Genomic DNA, 25,172 nt, shown 5'->3' on the forward strand with positions numbered 1-25,172 from the left:
GGGCCCGGGTCACGCGCCGCCGGTGAGATCGCGGCTCAGGCGGCGGCGGACGAGGTGCTCGTGGACGAGGCGCCCGGTGAGGGCGCCTCCGTACACGACGAAGCCGACGCCGACGAGCCAGGACTGGAGGACGAGGACGGTGCCGAACTGGCCGTAGGTGACCGCGTTGGAGGCGATGAGCGGGGAGAAGACGAGCTGGGAGAAGATCCGCAGCCCGAGGAGACCGAGAGCGGTGAGGGCGGCGCCGGGGGCGAGGGCGCGCCAGCGGATGCGGCCACAGAGGAGGAAGCGCTGCGACCACCAGAAGAAGAGGAAGGTGCCGATGAGGTCGGCGACGGCGACGAGGAGGGTGGTCGAGGCCGGAGACGTCTCGGATGCGGGGGTGGCGACGAAGAGGAGGAGGGCCGCGACGAGGACGGCGAGCCAGACGACGTGCCGCCACATGGTGTGCCAGCGGGCGGTGGGGAGGTCCCAGGCCCGCTCGTAGCCGGTCTGGACGGCGGACCCGAAGGTGACGCCGAACGCGGCGAGGGCGGCGAGACCGAAGGCGGTGGTGCGCTGGAGGGCCTGCCCCGGCTGGCCGAAGAGCCGCTCGACCTCCTCCTCCGAGACCTCGGAGACACCGAGGCCCTGGACGAGCCAGCGGGCGAAGCCCTGGCCGCTGGCGAGGTCGGCCGCCGCGACGACGATGAGGAGCGGGACGAGGGTGAGCAGGCTCAGCGCCGCGAAGCCCATGGCGCGGTGCATGAGTTCCATGGCGCGGCCACGGTTCCAGGCGAGCCCGACCGGTGAGGCGAGCAGCCGCATGTGGAGCCGGTGGAACCAGTGACCGTGCTCGGTGGGGGGACCGTCGTCCGGCGGGCCGGGAGTGGGGGGCATGGTTCGTGGGGTACCCGTCCGGGGGCCGGGACACCTCCGAAGTGCCGCCGAACGGGTGCCGCCCGTCGTGGTGGCGCGGGTCCGTCGGCGGCCCGCGAGCGGTCCGTCAGCGGGTGAACGGGCGGGCTCCGGGACCGGGCCGGACGGTGACGTCCCGGGCGGCGAGGGTGGCGTGTTCCTCGCCCTCGCACTGGACGACCACGCGGACGGGCGCCCCGCAGTCGCTGTGCCGGATGTCGAGCACGGGGCCCTCGGGATCTCCCGCGTACGCGTCGCCCCACTGCTTCAGGGCGAGGAGGACGGGCCAGAGGTCGACGCCCTTGGGGGTGAGCCGGTACTCGTACCGGGTGCGGGCGCCCGGTTCGCGGTAGGGCTCGGCGCGCAGGACGCCGGCCGCGACGAGCTTGCGGAGGCGGTCGGCGAGGACGGCCTCGGAGAGGCCGAGGTGGCGCCGGAACTCGTCGTAGCGGCGGACCCCGTTGAAGGCGTCCCGCAGGATGAGCAGGCTCCACTTCTCGCCGACGAGGTCCAGGGTGCGGCGGACCGAGCAGTTCTCGGTGTCCGTCTCCAGCCACTTCATCCTCACACTCTAGCCACCTGGCTGCGTCGTTGACAGTCAGCTGACACGACGGCTAGCTTCGCTGTACAGAGTCAGCGGGGCCTAGCGGAGCGGAGTGGTGACGGTGCGGTCACGGACGGTCGAGTGGCGGGACGCCGGGGTCAGCGCCCGGGCGGCGGGCACGATGGCGGGGCTCGACTTCCTGCGCGAGATGGTGGCGGGGCGACTGCCCGGTCCCCCGATCGCCGCGCTGCTGGGCTTCGGCCTCGAGGAGGTCGAGGACGGCCGGGCCGTGTTCGCCTTCGAGCCGGGCGAGGAGCACTACAACCCCATCGGCAGCGTGCACGGCGGGGTGTACGCGACCCTCCTCGACTCGGCCGCCGGCTGCGCGGTGCACTCGACGCTCCCCCAGGGCACGGCGTACACCTCGCTCGACCTGTCGACCCGCTTTCTCCGGCCCATCACGATGGACACGGGCAAGGTGCGGGCGATCGGGACGGTGCTGTCGCGGGGGCGCCGCACCGCGCTGGCGGAGGCGGGCCTGTACGACGCGGAGGACCGTCTGCTCGCACACGCCACCAGCACCTGCATGCTGTTCCCGATGCCCGCGTAGACGGGCTGATCCCGCTCCCCTGGTGGCGCCGGACTCAGCGGATGCCGGTGACCGGGAGGGTGCGGGTGCAGCCGTCCGGGGCGACGTCGGGCACGCCGTTCGCCTGGAGGGCCGCGCTCACCAGCGTGGCGAGCAGGTCGATGTCCGAGCCCATGTCCAGACGGACCGTCACCCACCCGGATCCGGCGCGCATGCGGACCGCGCTCGACCCGAGCAGGGCGGAGCGCAGCTTCGCGACCATGGCCCTGGTGAGGTGGACATCGGCCTCGTGCTCCCCATGGAAGTGCACGATCTCCTGTGTCGCGGTGCCCAGACCGAGCTCGGCACCGCAGTGGGTGCGGCCGGGGGTCAGCGAGGGCCAGCTCATCAGACGTTCACTGGCATGCCTGGCCGTGTTCATACCGAGGAGCGTGCCGGGCCACGGGGCCGCGCACAAGCGTCCTGGCGAAAGAATCCCGCGCAGGCGGGAAACAGGACGCGGACTGGCCGAAGTGACCGTGTGTCACGGGGCACGCGGGTCGGGAGTGACGTGGCGTCAGGCCGTCGGCCGGGCGCGGACGCGGGCCGCGAGGACGGCCACGTCGTCCTCGGCCCGGTGGGCATCGAGGCGGCGGAGCACCTCGTCGACGACCTGGTGGGGGCCCGGGTCAGGGGGGAGCCGGAGCGAGGCGAGGCGGGCCAGCGACACGTCGATGTCCTCGCCCCGGCGCTCGACGAGGCCGTCGGTGAAGAGCAGCAGTGTCTCGGCGGGCGTGAGCGGGCGGGTGGTGGGCTCGTAGCCGCCGACGCCGGTGCCCAGCGGTGGGCCCACCGGGAGGTCCACCAACTCCGCCGAGCCGTCCGCGCCGAACACGGCGGGCGGCAGGTGGCCCGCACTGGCGAAGGTCGCGGCGCCGCGCGCCGGGTCGACGCGGACGAGCAGGCAGGTCGCGGGACGGCGGCCGTCGTCCTCGGCGACCACGGAGTCGAGGTGGCGCAGCACCCGGTGCGGCGGCAGGTCCGTGGCGGCGACCTCGCGGAGCACGGTGCGGTAGGCGTTCATGTCGACGGCGGCGTCCAGACCGTGCCCCATCACGTCACCGACGACGAGGAGGGTGCGGCCGAAGTGGAGCCGTACCGTCTCGAACCAGTCGCCGCCGACGAGGGTACGGAGGCCGGCGGGGAGGTAGCCGCCCGCGATCTCCAGATTGGGGTGCGGGCGGCCCGGTTCGGCGACGAGGGCGCGCTGAAGGTGGAGGGCGGTGTCCTCGGTGGCGGCGAGGCGGCGCGCGTGGTTGATGTGCCGGGCGGCGAGCCGCGCGGCGTGACGGAGGGTGGCGGCCTCGTCGGTGGTGAAGGGGACGCCGTCGATACGGGTCGCGGTGACCGTTCCGAGGGGTTTCTCGTCGTCGCCGACGGCGAGCGCGGCGGTGAGGGTGTGTACGGGGCCGGGGGTGCCGGGAACGGTGGCCTCGGACCGGGGGGCGGCGCCGGGCCGGTACGGCTCGGCGGACGTGCGTGCCGTCGCGGCGCGGCGCGGCGGGACGCCCTGCTCGGCGGCCAGGTCGACCACCACCGAGCCGCCCAGCCGGCGCACGAGGAAGGCGGCGACCTCACGGCAGGTGTGCGTCTCGTCGAGCGTCGTGCCGATCTCGCCGATCGCCTGCTCCATCGCCCGCACCCTGGCCAGGAGGGCCTCGTCCCGTTCCGCCACGACACCTCCACCGCCGCGCGGCTCCCCGGGCGCCGTGCCCGGTCCCCCCATTGCACCAGCGGGTCGCGGCCCGCGCGCGGGCACGGGCCCCGCACGGAACGGTTGTGCGGTGCTGCCGGATCTGATCAAGTACCCCTGAGGCTACTGGCCAGTAAGAGTTTCCGCTTCCCGGGGGGACAGGCATGACGACCGGATTCTTCAGCTCCGTGGACGACGTCGCCGAGCGGCTCGCCACGACCGGCTACCTGGCGTCGCGGGCCGTCGCCACCACCGTCTTCCTCGCCGACCGGCTCGGCAAGCCGCTCCTGGTCGAGGGGCCCGCCGGGGTCGGCAAGACGGAGCTGGCCAAGGCCGTCACCGAGGTGACGGGCGCCCGGCTCGTCAGGCTCCAGTGCTACGAGGGCGTCGACGAGTCCCGCGCGCTGTACGAGTGGAACCACGCCAAGCAGCTGCTGCGGATCACGGCCGGCCGGGGCGAGGCCTGGGACGAGACGCGGACGGACATCTTCTCCGAGGAGTTCCTGCTCGCCCGCCCGCTGCTCACCGCCATCCGGTCCGAGGAGCCGACCGTCCTCCTCATCGACGAGACCGACAAGGCCGACGTCGAGGTCGAGGGTCTGCTCCTGGAGGTGCTCAGCGACTTCCAGGTGACCGTCCCCGAGCTCGGGACGATCGCGGCGGCGCGGCGGCCCTTCGTCGTCCTCACCTCGAACGCGAGCCGCGAACTGTCCGAGGCGCTCCGGCGGCGCTGTCTCTTCCTGCACATCGGGTTCCCGGAGGAGGAGCTGGAGCGCCGGATCGTGACCCGTAAGGTGCCCGGGCTCGACGCCGCGCTCGCCGCGTCCGTCGTCCGGGTCGTGGGGGCGCTGCGGGCCATGGACCTGCGCAAGGTCCCGTCCGTGTCCGAGACGATCGACTGGGCGCGCACGCTGCTGGCGCTGGGCGCGGACCGGCTGGACGAGCGGGTCGTACGGGACAGCCTGGGGGTCCTCCTCAAGCACCAGGACGACATCGTGAAGGCCGCGGCCAAGCTCGACCTGGACGCGGTGTGACCCCGGCGGTCCCGGGCGGGACCGTGGAGCGGCTCACCGGTCTGGTGGGGGCGCTGCGCGACCACGGCTTCGGGATCGGGACGGGCGAGACCGTGGACGCGGGGCACGCCCTGGAGGCGGTCGGGTTCACGGACCGCGAGCGGGTGCGGGAGGCGCTGGCGGCGACGCTGCTCCACGGGGAGCGGCAGCGCCCCGTCTTCGACCGGGTCTTCGACCTGTACTTCCCGCTCGGCGGCGGGCAGACGGCCCTCGACGGCACCGCGGCCGACCTCGCCGAGCTGCGGGAGCGGCTCGCGGCCGCGCTGGCCGCCGACGACGGGGCCGCCCTCGCGGTGCTCGCCGCGGAGGCGGTGGGCGGTTTCGGGGGGTACGGCTCCGGCCCGGAGACGGACGGCTGGTCCTCGTACCAGACGCTCTCCCGACTGCGCCCCGAGACCCTGCTCGCGCGGGTGCGGGCGGCGGAGCGGGGCGACGAGCCCGAGTTCGCCGACCGGCTGCTCGACGACGAGATCCGGCGGCGGATCGAGGCGTTCCGCGAGCGGGTCCGGACCGAGGCACGGCGGCGGGTCGCCGAGCGGCAGGGCCGGGACCGGGTCGCGCGGCGGGCGGCCGCGGGGACGGCGGACGGGGTGGACTTCCTGCTCGCCGGGCGGGCGCAGCTGGACGAGCTGCGGCGTACGGTACGGCCGCTGGCGCGGAAGCTGGCCACCCGGCTGGCGGCCCGCCGGCGCCGGGCGGCGCGCGGGGAGATCGACCTGCGGCGGACGCTGCGCCGCTCGCTGTCGACCGGGGGCGTCCCCGTGCGGCCGGTACTGCGACGGCGTCGTCCCGGGCGGCCGGAGCTGGTGCTGCTCTGCGACGTGTCGGGGTCGGTGGCCGGTTTCGCGCAGTTCACGATGCTGCTGGTGCAGGCTCTGCACGACCAGTTCAGCCGGGTGCGGGTCTTCGCCTTCGTCAACCGGGTCGACGAGGTGACAGGTCTGATCGCACGGGGCGCGGCGGACCCGGCGGGGCTCGGCGACCGCATCCTCGCGGAAGCGGAGCTGACCGGCTGGCACGGGCAGAGCGACTACGGGACGGCGCTCGGGGAGTTCGCCGACCGGTACGCGGAGGCCGTCGGCCCGCGCACGGTGCTCTTCGTCCTCGGCGACGCACGGACCAATCGCGCGGACCCCAACCTCGCGGCGCTGAAACGGGTCGCGGACCGGGCGCGCCGGGTCCACTGGCTCAATCCCGAGCAGCCCTCGCTGTGGGGCACGGGTGACTCGGAGGCCCCGGCGTACGCCGAGATCGTCGACATGCGGCCCTGCCGCAACGCACGCCAGCTCGAAGCGCTGATCGGCCGCCTGCTCCCGGTCTGACCTACGGGCCGCCTCCCCGAGCGCGTGGCACGATCGGGCCATGGCCACCCCATCCGACCGTCCCGGTACGGACTTCCCCCGGGGTATCGGCGTGCCCGCGACGCGCGCCCTCGTCGCCGCCGGCTACACCCGGCTCGCCCAGCTCGCCGACGTCCCCACGGCCGAGCTCGCCGCTCTGCACGGCGTGGGCCCGAAGGCGCTGCGCGTGCTGGGCGAGGCGCTGGCGGAGCGAGGAGAGTCGCTGGGGTAGACGCCCTGCTTAGGGGGGTCGTACGGGGTCCGGTTGTACGGCGGCGGGGCGGCCATTTAGCGTGACCTCCATGGAACTCTTGGGAGAGATCGTCGTCGGCCGTCCTCTGTACGTCGTCGCGGTGAAGGAGGAGGCGCAGTTCCTCGACACCGATCTGCCGGTGCTGCTCACCGGTATGGGCAAGGTCAACGCGGCGACCGCCCTCGCGACCGTACTCGGCCGGGGACCGCGGCCGTCCGGGATCGTGAATTTGGGGACCGCCGGGGCACTGCGCCCGGGCTTCATGGGCACCCATGTCGTCGGCACCGTCCTCCAGCACGACTTCGACGGCGCGTTCCTCGCCACGCTGACCGGCGAGACCTACGGAGAGCCGCTGACCCTGCCCGACGGCGGTGACGTGGTCCTGGCCACCGGTGACTCGTTCATCGCGGACGAGGCCTCCCGGGCCCGGCTCGCGGAGCGGGCGGCGCTCGTCGACATGGAGGGGTACGCGCTGGCCTCGGTCGCGCAGCTCGCCGGGGTTCCGCTGCGGATGGTGAAGCACGTCAGCGACGAGGCGGGAGACGGAGCGGCCCGCACCTGGCGCGAGTCGGTCGCCGAGTGCGCGCGGGCGCTGGCCGACTGGGCGGCGGCGAACACTCCGTACCGCTCCTGACGCCGACGGATCGACCGCCCGAGCCGCGAGCGAGCCACCTCTCGGCGGCCCGGCGGCCCGGGCGGACCGGTCAGCGGTGCTGGAAGTGGACCTCCGGGTCGTCCGGGGTCGGGCCGTCCAGGACGGGCCGCGCGAGGCCCCGCAGATGGCGGTCGAAGAAGGCGGCCACGTACGTCCGGGTGACGGCGACGGCCCGGTCGGCGGACAGCGCCGGCCCGGGCAGACCGAACTCGTTCTGGATCACAGGGTAGTCGGAGAACGTGAAGTGCTCAGCGCCGGCCACGGTGATCCACCGCTTCCAGCCGTCGAGCGTGGGCCACACCCGGTCCCAACTGGTGTCCTGCCCGCCGGGCAGGTGCACGCCGTCGTGGGTGCCCAGCATCAGGAACGGACGGCCGCGCAGGCCCTCCGACGGCAGGTCCTCCCAGAAGGCCCCGTCCATGTTGACCCCGGCGTCGATGCGCGGGTCGGCCGCCATGGCGGTGGCCGCGCTCGCCCCGCCGATCGAGTGCCCCGCCATGCCGACGCGGCGCGCGTCGATGGCGCGGGCGTGGCGCCAGACGGGGCGGGGGCCGGTGAGCCGGTCGAGGACGAAGCGCATGTCGGCGGCGCGGGTGGAGGTCACCACGCTCGCGTGGACGCCTCCCTCGTCGAGCGCCGTGCACGCGACGCAGGTGAGGGTCCGGCCGCCGGGGACGGAGATGCCGTACGACTCGTAGGCGTGGTCGACGGAGGCGACGACGTAACCGCGCGAGGCGAGGTCCTCCGCGAGGTGGCTGAGCGTCCAGCGGGAGCCGCCGAAGCCGGGCGACAGCAGCACGAGCGGGTGCCGGCCGGGGGCGGGACGGGCGTCGGTGCGGCCGTGGGTGCGCATCCGGGCGAGCGCTTCGCCCGGGACGACGGAGCCGATCCCGAGCGCCTCGATCAGGAGGCGCGCCTCCTCGCCGGTGGCGTACGGGGCCGGGCGCCCGTCGTCGGGGCGCGCGGCGGGGTAGTGGAGGGTGACCATCAGTTCGCGCCCGGCGGCGGTGGGGACCCAGGGGTCGGTACGGGACCGGTCGACGAGCGGCAGGACCGTACGGCCGATGGCGTACGGCCCTGTGGGCGCGGGCAGCGCGGGCCGTGCGGTGCCGGGGGCGACGGGCGCCACGACCGAGAGCGGAGCGACGGCAGGGGCCGGGGCCGCGACGGACGGGCCCGCCGTGGCGAGGGCTCCGGGTAAGGCGAGGGAACAGGCGAGAAGCACGGCCGCGGCCGCGCGGGTGAATCGGGTCATGCGGGGCACGCTAGGGCCGGCGGCAGGGGCCGCGCGTCCTTCCATGGGTGCATGTTCGGTCAGACCGACGGCTGACCCCTGCTCACCCGCTTCCGGTCAACTCCCCTCACCCTGTGGCCTGCTGACGCTCTCACCTGCCGGGACAGCCTTGACAGCGCGGAAGCCCGCCTGCCTATGGTGAGACGTTCCTTCCCGGATGGCCGGGACGGAGCCGGACCTGACCGAGGGGAGGCGTACGTGCACGCGTCGAGCACCGCGCCGCGCCGCCTCGTCCGCTCCGGGGCGCCGCTGGTCTGCCGCCGGCACGTCGACTTCTGCCGTACCTCCTCGGCCATCTGTCCTTCCGTCAGCGCCTGACCCCGCTCCGCGTGGGTCCGCGCGTTCCGTGACGTCCCGTCGCCCGGCCACACGCCGGCGCACCTTCGCGCGCCCGTGGCCCGCCGTGCGCTCCCGTCTTCCGGAAGGACACTTCCCATGCCCCGCCCTGCCCTGCGCCTGGCCGTCGAGCTCGACGGCGACGGTGCCCATCCGGCCGCGTGGCGCCGTGCCGCGCACGCCCCCGGCGAGCTGCTGACCGCGCGCCGGCTCGCCCGGACCGCGGCCGCCGCCGAGAACGCCGGATTCACGCTCGTCACCCTGGACGACTCGATCCTGCCGCCGGCCTCCGGCGCCGACCCGGTGGGCCGGATCGGCGCGGTCGAGCGCGCCGCCTTCGTCGCCGCGTCGACGAGCGTCCTCGGGGTCGCCCCCCTGGTCGCCACCACCTACGCCGAACCGTTCCACGTGTCCTCGCAGCTGTCCTCCCTCGACCACCTCTCGGCCGGCCGCGCCGGCTGGGTGGTGGGCGTCGAAGAGGACCCGGCGGCCGCGCGGGCCTGGGGTCGTCCCCTCGTCGAGGGTCCCGAGGCCCGGGCCCGGGAGGCCCGCGACGGGGTGCGTGTCGTCCGCGACCTCTGGGACTCGTGGGAGGACGACGCGGTGATCCGGTCCGTGGCGACGAGCCGCTATCTGGACCGCGAGCGGCTCCACTCCATCGACTTCACCGGCGAGACGTACTCCGTGAAGGGCCCGTCCATCGTGCCGCGCCCCCCTCAGGGCCGACCCGTGGTCCTCGCCCGCCAGGGCCTCGTCCCGGCCGGGCTGACCGACGTGGCACTGGTCGGCGCGCCGACCGCGGCGGAGACGGGCGCGGCGGGCGAGGCGGCCACGGCCGCGGGTGTGCCGCTGGCCTTCGCCGAGATCGAGGTGGCCCTCGACACCCCGCGCGAGACGGCCCGGGAGCGGATCGCCGATCTGGAGCGGTACTCCCGCTGGGAGGAGCGCCCCGACCGGCTCCGGTACACGGGTTCCGCGGACGGTCTGGTGACCCTGCTGGCGGAGCTCGCCGCGCGCGTCGACGGGGTACGGCTGCTGCCGCTGGTCCTCGACGAGGACCTGTCGGTGCTCTCCCGTCTCGTCCTGCCCGCACTGTTCGTCCGGCGGCTCGCGACGCGCCCGCTGCCGGGCACCACGCTCCGTACGGCACTGGGGCTCCCCAGGCCCGTCAGCCGATTCGCGACGCGCACCGCCACCTCCACCTCCACTTCCACTTCCACCGCCCTCACCGGAATCGGCACCAGCGCCGACACCGCCGCCGCTCTCGTCCGGGAGGAGACCCGATGACCCGCACCGATCCCACCGACGTCCCCCGTCCGCATGCCCGGCTCCACTTCGGCGTGTTCTTCCAGGGGGTCAACCACTGGACGATCTGGTCCGACCCGTCGAGCGGTTCACAGATCGCTCCTGCCTCGTTCCTCCAGGTGGCGCGGACCGCCGAACGCGGGCTCTTCGACGCCTTCTTCCTCGGGGACGGGCAGCGGCTGCGCGAGTCGGAGGGCGGGATCCACGAGCTCGACGTCGCGGGGCGCCCGGACTCGATCACCCAGCTGTCGGCGCTCGCCGCCGCGACCGACCGCATCGGTCTGGTCTCCACCTCCAACACCACCTACAACGAGCCGGCCGACCTGGCCCGGCGACTCGCGGGCCTCGACCTGCTCTCCGGCGGCCGGGCCGGCTGGAACATGGTGACCACGCACAACGCCTGGACCGGGGAGAACTTCCGGCGCGGCGGGTTCCTCGACCACGCGGACCGCTACACGCGCGCCGAGGAGTTCCTGACCGTCGCGCGTGCCGTGTGGGACGGCTGGGGGAAGGACACGGTGGCCTCGTCCGCCGACGCGCGTTCCTGGTCGGTGCCGGGGGCCGTGGGGCGCGTACGGTCGCGCGGGGAGCACTTCGACGTCGATCTCGCGCCGACCCTGCCGCGCAGCGCCCAGGGCCACCCGGTGATCTTCCAGGCCGGCGACTCCGGTGAGGGCCGGGACTTCGGGGCGCGGAACGCGGACGTGATCTTCTCCGCGCACGGTCTGGACTTCGACGACGCGCTGGGATTCGCCGAGGACCTCCGGCGACGGCTGCGTGCGGCGGGGCGGCCCGAGGACGCCCTGCGGATCCTGCCGGGTACGGAGATCATCATCGGGGCGACGGAGAAGGAGGCGGAGGAGAAGGCCCGCTGGGTCCGCCTCGAACAGGTCACTCCCGCCGTGGCCCTCGGCATCGCGGGCCGACTGTGGAACATCGATCTGTCCGGGCGGGACGCCGACGGCCCGCTGCCGGCCGAGGATCCCGTGATCGTCGAGTACACGGGAACGTTCGGGTCGAGCAGGATCAAGGACGCCCTGACGACGGTCGCCGAGTGGCGCGCGAAGGCGGAGGCCAACGGCTGGTCGCTGCGGGAGACCGTCATCGAACTCGGTCCGCAGCGCGGGCACGTGGGTACGCCCGCGGCGCTCGCGGAGAAGTTCGCGCGGTTCGTCCGGTACGGGGCGGTCGACGGCTTCAACGTCTCGCCGTACCTGGTGCCGGACGGGCTCGACGACATCGTGGACCTGCTCGTGCCCGAGCTCCAGGAGCGCGGGGTGTACCGGACCGCGTACACGGGGACGACGCTCCGCGAGCATCTGGGACTCGCGCCGGTGCAGTGACGCGGGGGCGTGGGGGGGGGGGGGGGGGGCCCCCCCCCCCCCCCCACGCCGCGTACCGCTTCCGCGCTCAGCCGAGGGGCAGTTCCAGGAACGACGGCTCGCCCTCCGGTGAGCCGAAGGCGGTCTGCGTCCAGGTGATGGAGGCGCCGCCGTACAGCGGGTCCATGCTGTCGACGACCAGCATCAGCCGGTGGCCGGCGGGGATGTCGTACGCGGCGGCCTGGAGGTTCCAGGTCACGGTGACGTCCTGCTCGGGCGTCAGGCCGTAGACGTTGAGCGGCTCGTGGGTGATGATCCGGGCCGTCTCGTCCTCGGCGACATCGAGGAGATGGGCGACGAGACCCGCCGAGGTGGCCGTGGAGCGGACCGTGAGGCGCAGGCGCGGGATGCCCCGGACGCGGCGGCCGCCGTGCCCGTCTCCCTCGGGGGCGACGAGCGGTTCGGTGGTCCAGGCCACGGCGTGCCGGCGGTCGATCTTGCGGGTGTCGTAGATCTTGGGGTTGCCGCCCCACTCCGCCTGGCCGGTCTTCATGAGCGGCAGGTCCATGGCGGTGGCCTCGGTGTCCACGCCCGCGACGAACGCGCGCCGCCAGCCGGTCTCCTCCGGCGGTGCCGACTCCGCGCCGGCGCGCGGGATGAGCAGGCCGTCGGCGCCGCCTGCCCCGTCGCCGGTGAGACCGAACACCTCGACGCCGGTGGTGACCTCGCTCCAGGCCGCCCGGATCTCTCGGACGGCGGGTTCGACGATCCGGTTCTCCCCGGTCGGTTCGCCGGTGCCAGGGTCCGTGACGGGTTCAGTGACGTAGGTGAACATCACCTGGCTGGAGACCTGCTCCCAGTCCTCGACCCCGTTCCGCTCGCCCTTGAGGTGGTGGTCGAGCCAGGCGTACGCCTCGTCCATGGGGACGTTGGCCTTGCGGGGCTCCGTACCGATGAGCGCCGGGCCCTCGGGGGCGGCGTGGTCGCCGATCCAGAGATTGAGCCGCTTGGGCACCCGCAGGCCCTCGAAGGTCGTCAGGACCTGGTTGACCGGGAAGAGGCTCTCGTGCCAGGTGTTGGAGAAGAAGGTCGGCGTCTCGTTCTCGTTGGTGAGGGGCAGGTACGACTCGGGGGCGCGCCTCCGGCCCCACTTGACGACCTCGTCCAGGTTCCGGTCGGCCTGGAAGTCGGCCAGGATCTGCTGGTTCTCCTCGTCGAACTTCTCCTCGACCGGTCCGCCGGTGAGCGAGAGCAGCGCCTTCACGGCCGCGAGGTGGCGGGTCTTGTTGTCGTAGAGGCTGGTGGCGAGGTTGCCCCAGGTGCTGAGGGCGACGACGGCGGAGACGCGACCGTCGTGGGCGGCGACGAGCTGGCTGATGCCGGAGCCGTAGGACTCACCGAGGAATCCGATGGCGCTCGGGCCGAAGTGCTGGACGGCGAAGTCGATGACGGCCGAGCCGTCGGCCCAGTCGTGCGGTCCGGCGACGTCGATGAAGCCCTCGGAGGTGGAGGGCAGCCCGGGGATGCCGAGGCCGCGGGGTGTGTACGCGAGGACGTGGTAGCCCTTCCGCGCCAGGGTGAGGTACGACCAGAGGAACAGCGGCCAGCCGAACGGGGTCCAGCCCGCGGGGACGACGACGAGCGGGTGCGGGCCGGGACCGAGCTGCCGGAGGCTGAAGGCGGAGAGCCGGACGCCCTCGGTGGCGGACTCGATGCGGTGGTACGCGGGCCAGGCCAGGCCGCGGACCTCCTCGACGTGCGCGGCGAGTTCGGCCGGGAGCAGCGCGTCGGCGCTCGCCGCGCCGGGGGTGCCGCCGCCGAGGAGCGCGGTGGCGAGGGTCTGGCCGAGGCGGACGGCGTCGGGGTTCACCGTTCCGTCGGCGGCCCAGAGGCCGCCACCGCTCCCGTGTCCGCTTCCGCTTCCGCTTCCCGCGATGCGGGCGGTGTCGGCGGCGGTGAGTCCCACCGTGCCGTCGGGGAAGCCGGGGAAGTCTTCGGACGAGCCGGTGGTGAAGGGGTTGTCCTGGGGCACGTGCACCCGTTCCTCTCGAGTGGACTGCAGACTGTCCGCGATGCGGACGGTCGCAAGCCTCACGTATGAGGGCCGGAGCGGCCAGAGCGCACGAACGGCGCACGTGTCACGTAACCGTGCGGGAACGACACAAGCCGCCCCGAACTCGATGTTTGAGGACGCCGGTTCCGGTGTGCAGGGGGTCAGACGGCGAGTCGGCCCGGCTCGGGCGGGCGGACGACCAGCAGCGCGGCGACGTCGTCCTCGAGGCCGTCGACGCCGTACGCGGCGAGATCGCGGTGCAGGATGGCGGGCAGCTCGGCGGCCGGTTCCCGCGCCCAGCCGCGCAGCCGCAGCTCCAGCGGGTAGAAGGTGCCGGCCCGGTCGCGGGTCTCGCTGACGCCGTCCGTGAAGAGCAGCATCCGGTCCCCCGGTCCGAAGGACACCTCTTCGATCCGGTGGTGGTTCTCCGCGAGGCCCGCGAGGTTGACGGGCAGGGAGGGGTCGGCGAAGGCGACGGGGGTGACCTCGGCCCCTCGCTGGACCAGGGGGGCGGGGTGGCCGCAGCTGAGGAGCCGGGCGATGTCCTGGTCGTCGGGGAGTTCCAGGAGGACGACGGTGGCGAAGCGTTCGGCGGCATCGGATTCGGGGTCCCAGCCGCTGAAGCGCGTCAGGCCGTCGTCGAGCGTGTCGGCGAGCGCGGCCAGGTCCGGGGCCTCGTTGACGGTGGCCCGGAAGGCGCCGAGCAGGACGGCGGCGGTCTCGACGGCGCCGAGGCCCTTGCCCTGGACGTCGCCGAGCATGATCCGTACGGCTCCGGGGACCCGGACGGCCTCGTAGAAGTCGCCGCCGATCCGGGCCTTGGCGGCGGCCGCGACGTACAGCAGGTGCAGGTCGAAGCGGCCCAGGCGGTCGGGCAGGGGACGCAGGACGACGCGCTGGACGACCTCGGCGACGGCGGTGACCTCGCGCAGCTCCCGTTCGTAGCGGGTGCGGACGCGGCTGACCCAGGCGGCGGTGGCGGTGACGAGGGCGAGGACCACCTCGCTGGCGAGGAGTTCGGGGACGAGGGTTTCGTCCCGGTCGAGGTGGAGCACCGCGCGTACCGCCATGGCGAGCAGCCCGATGCCGATGGTGCCGCGCACGCTCCAGGTGACGGCGGCGAGCGCGGGCGCGGCGACGAGGAGGCGCTCGAAGCGCTCCCTGTCGGGGGTGAGGACATCGGCGGCGGCCGTCATCGCGAGGATCAGGAAGGGCAGGGCGCGACCGAGGTTGAACTGTGTGCGCTCCGCCCTGCCGGGCGGGCGCCGGTGGCCGGCATCGGACATTTCATGATCGTACGCAGAACCGCCGTCGGGGCTCCGGTGGCGTCGGCCCCCGGCGTGTCCCCTGGCGTTCCCCAGGACGTTTCCCCTGGCGCTTCCTCGGACGTTTCCCCGGGCGCTTCCCCGGACGTTTCCCCTGGTGGTGTGCCGCGTCGGGCAGGGCGAGTGCGGCGGGCAGGGCGAGCGCCGCGATCACGGCGAGGGCGGGCAGGGCGACGCCCCGGTCCGGGACGAGACCGCCGTCCGGTACGAGGGCGAGGAGCAGGGTCGTGAGGGCGACGCCGACGGCGGGTCCGATGTTCATGGCGGTCTGCTGGAGGCCGCCTGCGACGCCCGCGTGGGTCTCGGGGGCGCGGTGCACGACGACGGAGGTCGCGGTGATCATCAGGGTGACGAAGCCCGCGCCGAGGAGGGCGGAGCCCGTACCGACGGAGGCGGCGGAGGCCGTCACGTCGAGCCGGGAGAGCAGCAGGACGCCGAGCGTGAGCAGGACCGCGCCCACGGCCGCCGTGCGCCGGGGGCCGAAGCGGCGCTGGAGCGGCGGGCAGAGGGGCGCGCCGAGCACCATGAACACGGCGAGCGGCAGGACCCGCAGTGCGCAGCCGAGGGGATCGAGGCCCTGGACGTCCTGGAGGAAGTACGTCGCGACGAAGAGCGTTCCGAAGAGAGCGGCCGAGGCGGCGAGGAGGACGGCGAGCCCGGCGCGGACGGGGACGCTCCGCATCAGCTCCGGCGCCAGGAGGGGGTGCGGTGCGCGACGCTCGTGCCGGACCAGCGCGGCTCCGGCGGCCAGGGCGGCGGCGACCACGAGCGCGGTGGTCCCGGAGCCGCCGGGGCGGGGCGCGTCGACCAGTCCGTGCACCAGGAGGCCGAGGGCCGCGGCGAGCAGGAAGGCGCCGAGCGGGTCGAGCGCGGCGAGTCCGGCGGTGGGGCCGCGCTCACGGACGTCGGCGCGCGGCTCCGGACCGGTGAGGGCGAGCAGGCCGATCGCGAGGGTCGGCGGCACGCCGAGGAGGAAGACCGCGCGCCAGCCGTACGAGGAGACGAGCGCGCCGCCCACGAGGGGGCCCGCCGCCGCGGCGAGGCCGATGGCGGCCGTGCGCACCGCGATCGGCGTCGCGAGCCGCTCGGGTGGGAACGCGGTGCGCAGCATGCCGAGGGTGGCGGGCTGGAGGAGCGCCCCGCACACCCCCTGGAGCACGCGCAGCGCGATCACGGCGCCGATGCCGGGGGCGAGGGCGATGCCGGCGGAGGCGGCGGCGAAGCCGAGGGCGCCGACGGCGAAGACACGGCGGTGGCCGTAGCGGTCGCCGAGGCGGCCGGCGAAGACGAGGAGGCTCGCGACGGTGACGAGGTAGGCGGTGCTGGTCCACTGCACCTGTCCGACGTCGGCGTGCAGGTCCCGCTGAAGGGCGGGTTGGGCGACGGTGAGGACGGTGCCGTCGAGGGCGACGACGGCGGCTCCGACGACGCTGCAGGCGAGAGTGGAGGCGCGGCGCGTGCCTGTCGCGGTCACGGGGCGGGCTCCACGGGGCCGAGGTGGGCGTCGAGGGCGGCGGCGAGGAGCGGGGCGGGATCGGTGCCGCCGGTGGCGAGCGGGAGGCTGCCCCAGTGCCAGAGCTGGGCGATGCCGTGGAGGTTGGCCCAGAGAGCGCCCGCACGCACAGCCGCGTCGGCACGCGGCGCCGGGCCCTCTCCCAAAGCCGCGTCGGCACTCCGCGCCGAGCCCTCTCCCGAAGCCGCGTCAGCGCCCGGCCCGGGATCCGTGGCGCGGGCGACGAGCCCGGTGAGGTGGGCGAAGAGCGGCAGGCTCGTCTCGCGCAGTCCCAGCCTGCCGCTTTCGAGCAGGTCATGGCGGAACATCAGCTCGTACATGCCGCGCCGGCCGCCCGCGTACGCGAGGTAGACGCGCGACAGGATCGCGATCCGTTCGCGCGGCCCCGCGTCCTCCCGGTCCTCCTCGGCGAGGCGGTCGGCCAGCTCGGCGAAGCCCTGGCGGGCGATGGCCGACAGGAGGTCCAGGTGGGTCGGGAAGTAGCGGCGGGGGGCTCCGTGGGAGACACCGGCCCTGCGGGCGATCTCACGCAGGGACAGGGCCTGCGCGCCTTCGGCGTTCACCAGCTCGACGCCCGCCCGGACGAGGCGTCCGCGCAGTCCGTCCTCGCGGTCGTCGTGATCTTCGTTCTCCTGATGCTGCATAGACAGTGTCTACCAAGATCGAGTAGACACTGTCTACCCATGCTCGCGCCCTGTTCGGTTACACTCAGGGACAGCGAAGGGGAGTAGCCCCGCGAACCGGTCGTCGACACACTGGAACCCCCGGGTTCCCGGTGACCGGGTCCACGCACGACGTGGACGGGCGAGACCTTCGGCCAGGCATCAACCGCGTCCGCGATTCCGTGGGCGTGGTCCGTCATGCCGGGCCGAGTGGTCCTCCCGTCGCCTTCGAGGTGCGGAGCCCACGGGCCCGGACCGAGCAGAGAGCCCCGGTATGCACCTCGACCCCTTGGCGATCCTCACCGCCTTCGGGCTGATCTTCCTCGCCGAGCTTCCCGACAAGACGATGTTCGCGTCCCTCGCCATGGGCACGCGGATGCGTCCGTTGTACGTCTGGTTCGGCACCTCGACCGCTTTCCTTGCGCACGTCGCCATCGCCGTGGGAGCCGGCAGCCTGCTCGGGCTGCTCCCCGGCTGGATCGTCAAGCTGGTCTCGGCCCTGCTGTTCGGCTTCGGCGCGTTCATGCTGCTGCGCGGCGGGGGCGACGACGAGGACGACGACACGGGCGGCCGGGCGGTGACCGGCTTCTGGCCCGTCTTCTCGACCGCCTTCATGGCCGTCTTCATCAGCGAGTGGGGCGACCTCACCCAGATCACCACCGCCAACCTCGCCGCCACCAACGGCACCTGGTCGACGGCGATCGGCTCGCTCGCCGCCCTGATGAGCGTCTCCGCCCTCGCCCTCGTCGCGGGCCGGTTCATCGCCAAGCGCGTACCGCTCAAGACCGTGCAGCGCGTCGGCGGCGTGATCATGGCGGGCCTCGCCGTCTGGTCGCTGATCGAGGTCTTCACCGGCTGACGTCGCCCCGGCCCACAGCGGCCCACGCCCACGCCGCACACCCCCCGTCCCGTACCGGACGGGGGGTGTGCGGCGTCCGGGCCCGGTGCGATCACGCGGGGATGACCACGGCCTCCGAACCGGCCGACCGCCTCGCGGCGTTCGGGAATCAGCTCGTCGACGTGCACATCCGGCTCCGCGAGGAGCTCGCCCGCCTCCGCGAGGACGTGGACTCCTTCCTCTCCGGCGACGGCGACCGCCCCCGGAACCTGCGGGCGCACTGCCTCGCCTTCTGCACCGCGCTCACCCGACACCACACCGCCGAGGACCAGGGCGTCTTCCCCGTCCTCGCCGAGACGTACCCGGCGCTGCGACCGGTGCTCGACGCGCTCGGCGCACCCGTGCCGGACGACTTCACGCTCTCCGATCTGACGGGCGGCTGACACGCCTCGGGCCTGTCCGGTCCTCACCCGCCGGACAGGCCCTCGGTGCGAGGCTGGTGGGGCACGGTCCCCATGGCCACGGCGCGAGCCGGTACGAGAGGGAGTCCCCGTTGAGCACGGAGTCGGAGTCGATGCACGCCGAACTGGACGAGCGGGCAGGGAAGGTGGCGGAGCGGGTGGTCGCCTGGCGGCGCCATCTGCACCGGCATCCGGAGCTGTCCAACCGGGAGGTCGAGACGGCCCGGCTGGTGGCGGACGAGCTGCGCGCGCTCGGCCTCGACGAGGTGCGTACCGGCATCGCGGGTCACGGCGTCGTGGGCGTCCTGCGCGGTACGGCGCCGTCACCGGGCGGGCGGGTCGCGGCGCTCCGGGCGGACATGGACGCGCTGCCCGTCAGGGACCTGTGCGGGGCGGAGTTCGCCTCCGAGGCCGTCGACGCCGACTATCCGGGCGGCCCGTTCCCCGTCTCGCACGCCTGCGGGCACGACTGCCACACGGCGATGGTGCTCGGCGCGGCGGCGGTGCTCGCCGGGGTCCGGGACCGCCTCCCGGGCACCGTTCTCTTCGTCTTCCAGCCCGCCGAGGAGGGCCCGCCGGTGACCGAGGAGGGCGGGGCACGGGCCATGGTCGAGGCGGGCGCCTTCGCCGACCCGGTGCCGACGATGGCGTTCGGACTGCATGTGACGCCCTATCCGAAGGGCCATGTGGGGTACCGGATCGGCAATCAGTACGCCGCTTCCGCCCTCGTCCGCATCGTCGTCACCGGGAAGCAGACGCACGGTTCCACCCCCTGGGACGGCGTCGATCCGATGCCGGCGGTGGGGGCGGTCCTGACGGGCGTCGGCCAGCTGTACCGCCAGGTCTCGGCCTTCGCTCCGGTCACGGTCTCCATCGGGCATGTGGAAGACGTCGGCCGGTTCAACATCATCGGGCAGACGGTGACGCTGTGGGGCACGGTCCGGTGCGCCGTCGAGGCGGACATGGCGGAGGTCCAGCGACGCCTGACGACGCTCGTGGAGCACTCCGCGGCGGCGTACGGGGCGACGGCCTCGGTGGAGTACCTCCAGTCCGTACCGCCCGTGCACAACAGCCGGCCGTGGGTCGAGTCGGCGCTGCCGACCTTCCGCCGGGTCGTGGGCGAGGAGCGGGTGGTGGAGACCGGGGGGACGCTCGGGTACGACGACGTCTCCGAGTTCGTCCGCCGCTTCGGCGGGCTGTACGTGGTGCTCGGCGTCCAGGACGCGGCACTGGACGCATCGGGCCGGCCGGTGCCGGTGCCGGGCGGGCGCGGGATCGTCACCAACCACAACCCGCACTTCTACGCGGACGACGACACCCTCGTCACCGGCGTCCGGCTCCACGCCCACGTGGCGTACGACCATCTGACGGGGGCGCTGGTGGCGCCCGCGCCCGCCGACGCGCCGTAGGGTCCACCGGACGGGTCAGGGCCCGGCGGCGCCGACCGCCTCGACGAAGGCCCGGAGCAGCGCGGAGTCCGCGGCCGTGGGCCAGACCAGGCCGTACTCGACGGGCGGGGCGTCACGCAGGGGGACGTAGGCGATGCCGGGGCGCGGGTGGTAGCGGGCGCCGAGCGCCGCGCCGGGGGCGACGCCCCGGCCGGCGCTGACGTGGGAGAGGACCTCCTGCCAGGTCGCCGCGACCGGTCCCCGGCCGACGGGGGCGCCTGACGGGGTGCGGCGGGGGTAGTGGTGGTCTCGCCAGTACGCCGGGCTCGCGCCCTCCGGGGCGATCAGGGCGAGGCCCGCGAGGTCCTCCAGGCCGAGGGACGCCCGGCCTGCCAGCGGATGAGCCGAGGGCAGGAGCAGGACCCGTTCCTCGGCGACGACGACGGGACCGGTGGTCAGGTCCGGCTCGCGGACGGGAAGGGCGACGAACTGGACGTCGAGCGTGCCGTCCCGGAGGGGGCCGAATCCGCCGTCGAGCGGGACCTCGCGGACCGTGATCTCGCAGCCGGGGTGGCGGGCGAGCAGGGCGTCGGCGGCGGTCGTGAGCAGGTCGCCGCCCCAGGGGGTGGCGAAGCCGGTCCGCAGTCCGCCGTGGAAGCCCCGCCCGGCCTCGGTGGCGCGTTCGAGCGCGGCGCGCAGCCGGCGGTACGCGGGCAGCAGGTCCTCGTACAGACGCAGGCCGACGGGGGTGAGGTGGACGCTGCGGCTGGTGCGGGCGAAGAGCGGGGTGCCGACGCGGCGCTCCAGCTTCTTGACGGTCTGGCTGATCCGGCCGGTGGAGACGCCGAGTCGCTCGGCGGTGCGCCCGAAGTGGAGCTCCTCGGCGAGCGTGAGGAACGCCTCCAGTTCGTACCGTTCGAGCATCGGACCCCTCCTGATCGCTCCAGATCGCCCAGATCGGCTCCTGCATCTTCTCCTGATCGTTGAGCGTGACTCAACGCCGGTTCGATGATCGCATCTTGTTCGGCGGGATGGCGGCGAGGAGCCTGGAGGCGTCGCCCGCCCCGTACGGAAGAGAGTCCGTGGAACCCAGTCCCCTCGCCGCTCCCGTGAAGTCCGCACCCGTGAAGTCCGCACCCGCCGGGAGGGTGAACGTCCTGCTCTTCGCCGTGGCAGGCGCGGTCACCGTCGCCAACATCTACTTCCCGCAGCCGCTGCTCGCCGCCGTGGCACGCGGCCTGGAGGTCTCGGAGCGGACGGCGGGGCTGATCGCCTCCGCGGCCCAGATCGGGTACGCGCTCGGCATCCTGCTGCTCGTGCCGCTCGCCGACACCGCGCGGCTGCGCCGGCTCACCTCGGTGCTGCTCGCGCTGACCTGCGTCTCGCTGCTCGTCGCCGCGGCGGCGCCTGACGTGGTCACGCTGACGCTCGCCACGCTGGTCCTCTCCACCACGACCGTGCTGCCGCAGATCCTCACCCCGGTGGCGGCCGTGCTCGCGGGTCCGGGACGGCGGGGCAGGGTCGTGGGGCTCGTCGGGCTCGGCCTCACCCTGGGCTCGACGCTGTCCCGCACGGTCTCGGGTGCCGTGACCGACGCGAGCGGGAGCTGGCGCGCGGCCTACGTGGTGGCCGCGGCGGCGACGGCTGCGCTGCTGTGGGTCCTGCCCCGGCGGCTGCCCGAGCGGATGGGCGCGCTGCCGGCGGAACGGCGCCGTTCCTCGTACCTTCGGCTTCTGGCCGGACTGCCCCGGCTCCTCGCCGACCACCGGGAGCTGCGGATCTCGGCGCTGCTCGGGGCCTGCGTCTTCGCCGCGTTCAGCGTCTTCTGGGCCGTGCTCGCGTTCCACCTCGCGGCCCCGCCGCTCGGGTACGGGCCGGGCGCCGCCGGGCTCTTCGGGGTGCTTTCCCTGCCCGCGGCGCTGCTCTCGGCGGCGGCCGGACCGATGGCCGACCGGTGCGGGCCGCGGGCGGTGAACGCCGCGGGTCTGGCCGCCGCGGCGCTCGGCCTCGGGGTGGCGGGGTTCGCCCCGTACTCCCCCGTGGCGCTCGTGGCCGGGGCCAATCTGCTGGTCGTCGGGGTCAGCTCGTGCCAGGTGGCCAGTCAGGCCCGGATCTTCGCGATCGGCCGGGCGGTGGCGGCCCGGGTGAACACCGTCTTCATGCTGGCGACGTTCGGCGGCGGGGCCCTCGGTTCGCTCGCCGGATCCTGGCTCTACACGGCGTACGGCTGGTCCGCCACCCTGCTCGCGGCGGGGCCGTGCGTCGCCGTCGCGGGTCTCGTGGTGGCGGTCGTGGCACGACCGGCGGTCCCGAGTTGCGGCCCGGACGCCACACGGGAGGCTGGGGGTATCCGCCCGAGCACCTCGCAGGAGAGCACCCCGCAGGGAGAGACATGATCCTGGACCTCACCGCGCTCGCCGACGAACACCTGGCCGCGGCCCGCACCGCGCCGCACGGGCGCAGCGCCCATCTCCTCGTGCACGACGGGGTGCTCCGGCAGACCGTCATCGCCTTGACCTCGGGAACGTCCCTGGACGAGCACAACGCGCCGCCCGCCGCGAGCCTCCAGGTGCTGCGGGGCCGGGTGAAGCTGACGGCGGCCGGGTGGGCGGAGGAGCTGCCGGCGGAGGCGCTGCGGATGCTCCCCAAGGAGCGGCACGGGCTGACCGCCGTGGAGGACTCGGTGTTCCTTCTGACGGCCGTGAACGACTGACCGCGGTCCCTCCGCTGCGCGACGGCGGCCGGCGGTCACTCGGTCGTGTCGAGGTCCTCGGCGTAGTGCTCGATGGCCCGCCGGTAGGTGCGGACGGACGGGTCGTCGCTGGTGGCGGCCAACAGGCGCAGCAGGGTCCGGACGGAGTCGTGGTGCTGCCCCGTGTTGTAGAGGGCCATGGCCAGGAAGGTGCGGAGGGCCCCGTCCTGGGGGAACTCGTCGGCGGCGGCGGTCAGAAGCGTGACGGCGTCGTCGTACCGGCCGAGGATCCGGTACGTGCTGCCGAGGCCGAGGAGGGCGCCGCGCCGGTCGTCCGGGGTGAGTCCGGCCCCGGCGAGCGCGCGCTCGTAGTACGGCACGGCCTCCGCCTCCAGGCCGAGGACGTCGTGCGCCCAGGCGGTCTGATAGGCGACCTCGGCGTCGTCCGGACGGCGTGCGGCGAGGTCGACGAGCAGCTCGCGCGCCTCCTCCTTGCGGCCCTGTTCCCGCAGGGCGACCGCCTCGGCCAGGGGGTCCTTCTGCTCCTCGTGATGCTCCATGACCGCATCCTCGCAGCTCGCGCGGCCGGGATCGCACAGGGGTCCCGCTCCGGCGGCCAGGTGACGGGCCGCCATACCGACCCGGAGGGTTTGTGGCGTCCTCCCCCATGGCAGGCGCCTCCTGACCGGCCGTAGCCTCCCGGCCGACCCTCCGTCAGGACCGAGCCGCCCGGGAGACCCCATGCGTTCACCCCGTCCCGCCCACCACCGCGGGCCACGCCGTTTCGCGGCGCTGCTGCTGTGCGCCGCGGCCACCCTGTTCCCGACCGCCGTACCGGCGGGCGCCGCCGCTCCCCCGCCCGTGCCGGGCACCCTCCAGGCGTACGACATCGGTTCCGTGTACAGCGCGGGCGTCTCGTCCGGCGGGTACATGGCGACCCAGTTGCACGTGGCGTACTCCGGTACGTTCGAGGGGTCGGCGTCCTTCGCCTCGGGGCCGTACGACTGCGCCCGCGGCTCGCTGCCCACCGCGCTCAACGCCTGTATGGACACGACGCAGAACCTTCAGCTCGGCGCCCTGGAGCAGGCGACCCGCGACCGGTCCGCGCAAGGGCTCGTCGACCCGGTCGCGAACCTGGCCGACGACCCGGTGTACGTCTTCAGCGGCTCGAACGACTCGACCGTGAGACGGCCGGTCGCGGACGCGCTCGCCGACTACTACGACCACTTCGGCGCCCGGGTCCGCTATGACAGGTCGACGGCGGCGGGGCACGCCTGGATCACGCCGCTCGGCCCCAACTCCTGCACGGTGACGCAGAGCCCGTACCTGAACAACTGCGGCACCGACGCCGAGGGGGCGCTGCTCGGGCACCTCTTCGGATCGGTCGCGGCGCCCGGCTCCGGGACAGGCGGCTCGCTGATCCGCTTCGACCAGGACGCGTACGCACCGGGCGGTTCGGCGGCGGCACTCTCGATGGGCGAGGACGGCTTCGCCTACGTGCCGGCGTCGTGCGCGGGCGGGGCGCGCTGCAAGCTCCTCGTGGCGCTGCACGGCTGCAAGCAGGGGTACGCGTACCAGGGTTTCGGGACCCGGTTCGTGGAGGGCGCGTATCTGAACGAGTACGCCGACACGAACGCCATGGTCGTGCTGTATCCGCAGGCCGCGCCGACGGCGACCCTGGAGAACCCCAACGGCTGCTGGAACTGGTGGGGCTACCTCGGTGACACGGCCTACGCGCGGCACGGCGGGAAGCAGATCGAGGCGGTCATGAGCATGGTGCGGGCGCTGCGCGGGGGTTCGACGCCGCCGCCCGCGCCGGGGCGGACCGCGCTGGCCAGTACGGACTCCGAGGACGGGTACGTGAAGGCGGCGGCGGACGGATCCGGGCCGGCGGTGGGCACTCTGGAGGACCTGTACGGTCTCGCGCTCGGCCGGGGCACGGACGGCAAGGTGAACCGGTCGGTGGTCTCCTTCGACACCTCGAGGATCCCGGCGGGCAAGGAGGTCACCCGGGCCTGGCTGACCGTCACGCGGTCCAGTGGCGCCGGCGATCCGTGGGCCTCGCCGGCCGGCAACCGGTTGGTGGTGGACGTGCGCACGGGCTGCTTCGGCGGGTGTGCGGTGGAACCCTCCGACTGGTCGGCGGCCGCCTCGGTGGCGGGCGGGGCGGAGATCGCCGCGTTCACCTCGGGCAGCGCGGTGTCGACGGACCTGTCGGCGGCGGCGCTCGCGGCGCTGAACCGGGGCGGGGTCACGCAGCTCCGGCTCGGCTTCGCGTCGGCGCCTGCCGGGAGCGCGTACCTCTTCGTGAACCGGGACGCGCCGGTGACTCTCACCGTCGAGTACAGGTAGAGGCTGGTGGGTGTGAGGGTTCGCATGCGCTGCTCACCATGGCCGCGATCGCCCTGGGCGTCCACGTCGCCGCCGGACTCCAGCCGCGCCCGGGGGCGCCGGGAGCCGCGAGCACCCGGAAGGGGTGCGGGGTCCGCGGCCTGACGGTGCCGGTCAGCGGGACGACTTCTTCCATTCGAGTGTCACCCGCAGGCTGGCGTTGGCGCTGCCCTGGACGACAAGGGCGGTGAGCTTGCCCGCGTCCAGGCCGAGCTGGCAGCCGAACTCGACGGTCGCCCGGTCGGGGGCCGCCCGGTCGAGCGCCTCGCCGATCTGCCCGGCGAAGGAGGCGAGCGCCCCGGTGACGGCGGAGAGGTCCGGGAGGCGGTCGCCGAAACCTTCGAGCTCGGTGTCGGGGCCGAGCCGCCGCGCTTCCACGAAGAGGGTCGCGTCCCCGACCTCGACCTTGGTGACGTCCGGCATCGAAGCTCCCTGGGCGCGGTGAGGCGGGTGGGCAATACGGCAAGCAGCAGGCAGGCAGGACGTCAGTATCACCGAGGGGTACGGGA

At 74.2% G+C, this 25,172-nt stretch carries 26 protein-coding genes; 14 read left to right on the top strand and 12 right to left on the bottom strand.

Annotated elements, in window-relative coordinates; all coding sequences use genetic code 11:
- Positions 1–9 precede the first annotated feature (9 nt).
- Both ACFWWU_RS14905 and ACFWWU_RS14910 read right to left on the bottom strand, forming a co-directional pair.
- Positions 10–879 carry a YhjD/YihY/BrkB family envelope integrity protein gene (locus ACFWWU_RS14905; protein ID WP_384144355.1) on the bottom strand — a complete coding sequence of 290 codons (870 nt, stop codon included), beginning with the start codon at positions 877–879 and terminating at the stop codon, positions 10–12.
- Between the two features lie 106 nt (positions 880–985).
- Positions 986–1,459 carry a winged helix-turn-helix transcriptional regulator gene (locus ACFWWU_RS14910; protein WP_384144358.1) on the bottom strand — a complete coding sequence of 158 codons (474 nt, stop codon included), beginning with the start codon at positions 1,457–1,459 and terminating at the stop codon, positions 986–988.
- A 97-nt stretch (positions 1,460–1,556) separates the two neighbouring features.
- Between ACFWWU_RS14910 and ACFWWU_RS14915 the strand changes: the two genes are divergently transcribed.
- Positions 1,557–2,051 carry a PaaI family thioesterase gene (locus ACFWWU_RS14915; RefSeq protein ID WP_384144361.1) on the top strand — a complete coding sequence of 165 codons (495 nt, stop codon included), beginning with the start codon at positions 1,557–1,559 and terminating at the stop codon, positions 2,049–2,051.
- A 34-nt stretch (positions 2,052–2,085) separates the two neighbouring features.
- On the opposite strand, the gene ACFWWU_RS14920 is transcribed toward ACFWWU_RS14915, so the two are convergent.
- Positions 2,086–2,451, bottom strand: a complete 366-nt coding sequence (locus ACFWWU_RS14920; RefSeq protein ID WP_384144365.1) for a luciferase family protein — start codon at positions 2,449–2,451, stop codon at positions 2,086–2,088.
- Positions 2,452–2,586: 135 nt separating this feature from the next.
- Positions 2,587–3,744: a PP2C family protein-serine/threonine phosphatase gene (locus ACFWWU_RS14925; protein WP_384144368.1), complete on the bottom strand. Its 1,158-nt coding sequence runs from the start codon at positions 3,742–3,744 to the stop codon at positions 2,587–2,589.
- A gap of 182 nt (positions 3,745–3,926) precedes the next feature.
- On the opposite strand from ACFWWU_RS14925, the gene ACFWWU_RS14930 reads away from it, so the two are divergent.
- The 4 genes from ACFWWU_RS14930 to ACFWWU_RS14945 all read left to right on the top strand — a co-directional run bounded on the left by ACFWWU_RS14930 (position 3,927) and on the right by ACFWWU_RS14945 (position 7,062).
- Positions 3,927–4,796, top strand: a complete 870-nt coding sequence (locus ACFWWU_RS14930; protein ID WP_384144371.1) for an AAA family ATPase — start codon at positions 3,927–3,929, stop codon at positions 4,794–4,796.
- Entirely contained in the window at positions 4,793–6,157 is a 1,365-nt protein-coding gene (locus ACFWWU_RS14935; RefSeq protein WP_384144373.1) for a VWA domain-containing protein, read from the top strand. The genes ACFWWU_RS14930 and ACFWWU_RS14935 overlap by 4 nt, the downstream gene beginning before the upstream one ends.
- Before the next feature lie 40 nt (positions 6,158–6,197).
- Positions 6,198–6,407 (top strand): DNA-binding protein, encoded by a 210-nt coding sequence (locus ACFWWU_RS14940; protein WP_384144376.1) that lies wholly within the window; start codon positions 6,198–6,200, stop codon positions 6,405–6,407.
- A 70-nt stretch (positions 6,408–6,477) separates the two neighbouring features.
- A complete protein-coding gene (locus ACFWWU_RS14945) occupies positions 6,478–7,062 on the top strand; it encodes a nucleosidase (protein WP_384144378.1) in 585 nt (194 codons plus the stop codon).
- 70 nt (positions 7,063–7,132) lie between these two features.
- On the opposite strand, the gene ACFWWU_RS14950 is transcribed toward ACFWWU_RS14945, so the two are convergent.
- Positions 7,133–8,338: an alpha/beta hydrolase family protein gene (locus ACFWWU_RS14950; protein ID WP_384144381.1), complete on the bottom strand. Its 1,206-nt coding sequence runs from the start codon at positions 8,336–8,338 to the stop codon at positions 7,133–7,135.
- Positions 8,339–8,575: 237 nt separating this feature from the next.
- Between ACFWWU_RS14950 and ACFWWU_RS14955 the strand changes: the two genes are divergently transcribed.
- The 3 genes from ACFWWU_RS14955 (at position 8,576) to ACFWWU_RS14965 (ending at position 11,361) form a co-directional block, all read left to right on the top strand.
- Positions 8,576–8,695, top strand: a complete 120-nt coding sequence (locus ACFWWU_RS14955) for a putative leader peptide (RefSeq protein WP_384144384.1) — start codon at positions 8,576–8,578, stop codon at positions 8,693–8,695.
- 117 nt (positions 8,696–8,812) lie between these two features.
- Positions 8,813–10,000: an LLM class flavin-dependent oxidoreductase gene (locus tag ACFWWU_RS14960; RefSeq protein WP_384144387.1), complete on the top strand. Its 1,188-nt coding sequence runs from the start codon at positions 8,813–8,815 to the stop codon at positions 9,998–10,000.
- Entirely contained in the window at positions 9,997–11,361 is a 1,365-nt protein-coding gene (locus tag ACFWWU_RS14965; RefSeq protein WP_384144390.1) for an NtaA/DmoA family FMN-dependent monooxygenase, read from the top strand. The genes ACFWWU_RS14960 and ACFWWU_RS14965 overlap by 4 nt, the downstream gene beginning before the upstream one ends.
- A 67-nt stretch (positions 11,362–11,428) precedes the next feature.
- On the opposite strand, the gene ACFWWU_RS14970 is transcribed toward ACFWWU_RS14965, so the two are convergent.
- From ACFWWU_RS14970 to ACFWWU_RS14985, 4 genes are all read right to left on the bottom strand, one after another.
- Positions 11,429–13,372, bottom strand: a complete 1,944-nt coding sequence (locus ACFWWU_RS14970; protein ID WP_384144393.1) for an alpha/beta fold hydrolase — start codon at positions 13,370–13,372, stop codon at positions 11,429–11,431.
- A 182-nt stretch (positions 13,373–13,554) separates the two neighbouring features.
- Complete coding sequence (locus ACFWWU_RS14975) at positions 13,555–14,679, bottom strand: PP2C family protein-serine/threonine phosphatase (RefSeq protein WP_384144396.1); 1,125 nt, start codon at positions 14,677–14,679, stop codon at positions 13,555–13,557.
- A 1-nt stretch (position 14,680) separates the two neighbouring features.
- Positions 14,681–16,192: an MFS transporter gene (locus tag ACFWWU_RS14980; protein WP_384144399.1), complete on the bottom strand. Its 1,512-nt coding sequence runs from the start codon at positions 16,190–16,192 to the stop codon at positions 14,681–14,683.
- Positions 16,189–16,875 (bottom strand): TetR/AcrR family transcriptional regulator, encoded by a 687-nt coding sequence (locus ACFWWU_RS14985; RefSeq protein ID WP_384144402.1) that lies wholly within the window; start codon positions 16,873–16,875, stop codon positions 16,189–16,191. The genes ACFWWU_RS14980 and ACFWWU_RS14985 overlap by 4 nt, the downstream gene beginning before the upstream one ends.
- 292 nt (positions 16,876–17,167) lie before the next feature.
- On the opposite strand from ACFWWU_RS14985, the gene ACFWWU_RS14990 reads away from it, so the two are divergent.
- The 3 genes from ACFWWU_RS14990 (at position 17,168) to ACFWWU_RS15000 (ending at position 19,601) form a co-directional block, all read left to right on the top strand.
- On the top strand, positions 17,168–17,752 hold the full coding sequence (locus ACFWWU_RS14990; protein WP_384144405.1) for a TMEM165/GDT1 family protein: 585 nt from the start codon (positions 17,168–17,170) through the stop codon (positions 17,750–17,752).
- Between the two features lie 101 nt (positions 17,753–17,853).
- Complete coding sequence (locus ACFWWU_RS14995) at positions 17,854–18,174, top strand: hemerythrin domain-containing protein (RefSeq protein WP_384144408.1); 321 nt, start codon at positions 17,854–17,856, stop codon at positions 18,172–18,174.
- 110 nt (positions 18,175–18,284) lie between these two features.
- On the top strand, positions 18,285–19,601 hold the full coding sequence (locus tag ACFWWU_RS15000) for a M20 family metallopeptidase (protein WP_384144411.1): 1,317 nt from the start codon (positions 18,285–18,287) through the stop codon (positions 19,599–19,601).
- 15 nt (positions 19,602–19,616) lie between these two features.
- Here ACFWWU_RS15000 and ACFWWU_RS15005 read toward each other — a convergent pair whose 3' ends face one another.
- Positions 19,617–20,504 (bottom strand): LysR family transcriptional regulator, encoded by an 888-nt coding sequence (locus ACFWWU_RS15005; protein ID WP_384144414.1) that lies wholly within the window; start codon positions 20,502–20,504, stop codon positions 19,617–19,619.
- Between the two features lie 158 nt (positions 20,505–20,662).
- Between ACFWWU_RS15005 and ACFWWU_RS15010 the strand changes: the two genes are divergently transcribed.
- Together ACFWWU_RS15010 and ACFWWU_RS15015 are read left to right on the top strand one after the other, a co-directional pair.
- Positions 20,663–21,976 (top strand): MFS transporter, encoded by a 1,314-nt coding sequence (locus ACFWWU_RS15010; RefSeq protein WP_384144417.1) that lies wholly within the window; start codon positions 20,663–20,665, stop codon positions 21,974–21,976.
- A complete protein-coding gene (locus ACFWWU_RS15015) occupies positions 21,973–22,293 on the top strand; it encodes a cupin (RefSeq protein WP_384144420.1) in 321 nt (106 codons plus the stop codon). Before ACFWWU_RS15010 ends, ACFWWU_RS15015 begins: the two co-directional genes overlap by 4 nt.
- Positions 22,294–22,328: 35 nt before the next feature.
- On the opposite strand, the gene ACFWWU_RS15020 is transcribed toward ACFWWU_RS15015, so the two are convergent.
- Positions 22,329–22,832 (bottom strand): tetratricopeptide repeat protein, encoded by a 504-nt coding sequence (locus ACFWWU_RS15020; protein ID WP_384144423.1) that lies wholly within the window; start codon positions 22,830–22,832, stop codon positions 22,329–22,331.
- A 181-nt stretch (positions 22,833–23,013) separates the two neighbouring features.
- On the opposite strand from ACFWWU_RS15020, the gene ACFWWU_RS15025 reads away from it, so the two are divergent.
- A complete protein-coding gene (locus ACFWWU_RS15025) occupies positions 23,014–24,624 on the top strand; it encodes a PHB depolymerase family esterase (RefSeq protein ID WP_384144426.1) in 1,611 nt (536 codons plus the stop codon).
- A gap of 153 nt (positions 24,625–24,777) precedes the next feature.
- On the opposite strand, the gene ACFWWU_RS15030 is transcribed toward ACFWWU_RS15025, so the two are convergent.
- Positions 24,778–25,086, bottom strand: a complete 309-nt coding sequence (locus ACFWWU_RS15030; protein ID WP_384144429.1) for a CU044_2847 family protein — start codon at positions 25,084–25,086, stop codon at positions 24,778–24,780.
- Between the last annotated feature and the right edge of the window lie 86 nt (positions 25,087–25,172).

This window comes from Streptomyces sp. NPDC058650 (assembly GCF_042717315.1).
Classification (GTDB): Bacteria; Actinomycetota; Actinomycetes; order Streptomycetales; family Streptomycetaceae; genus Streptomyces.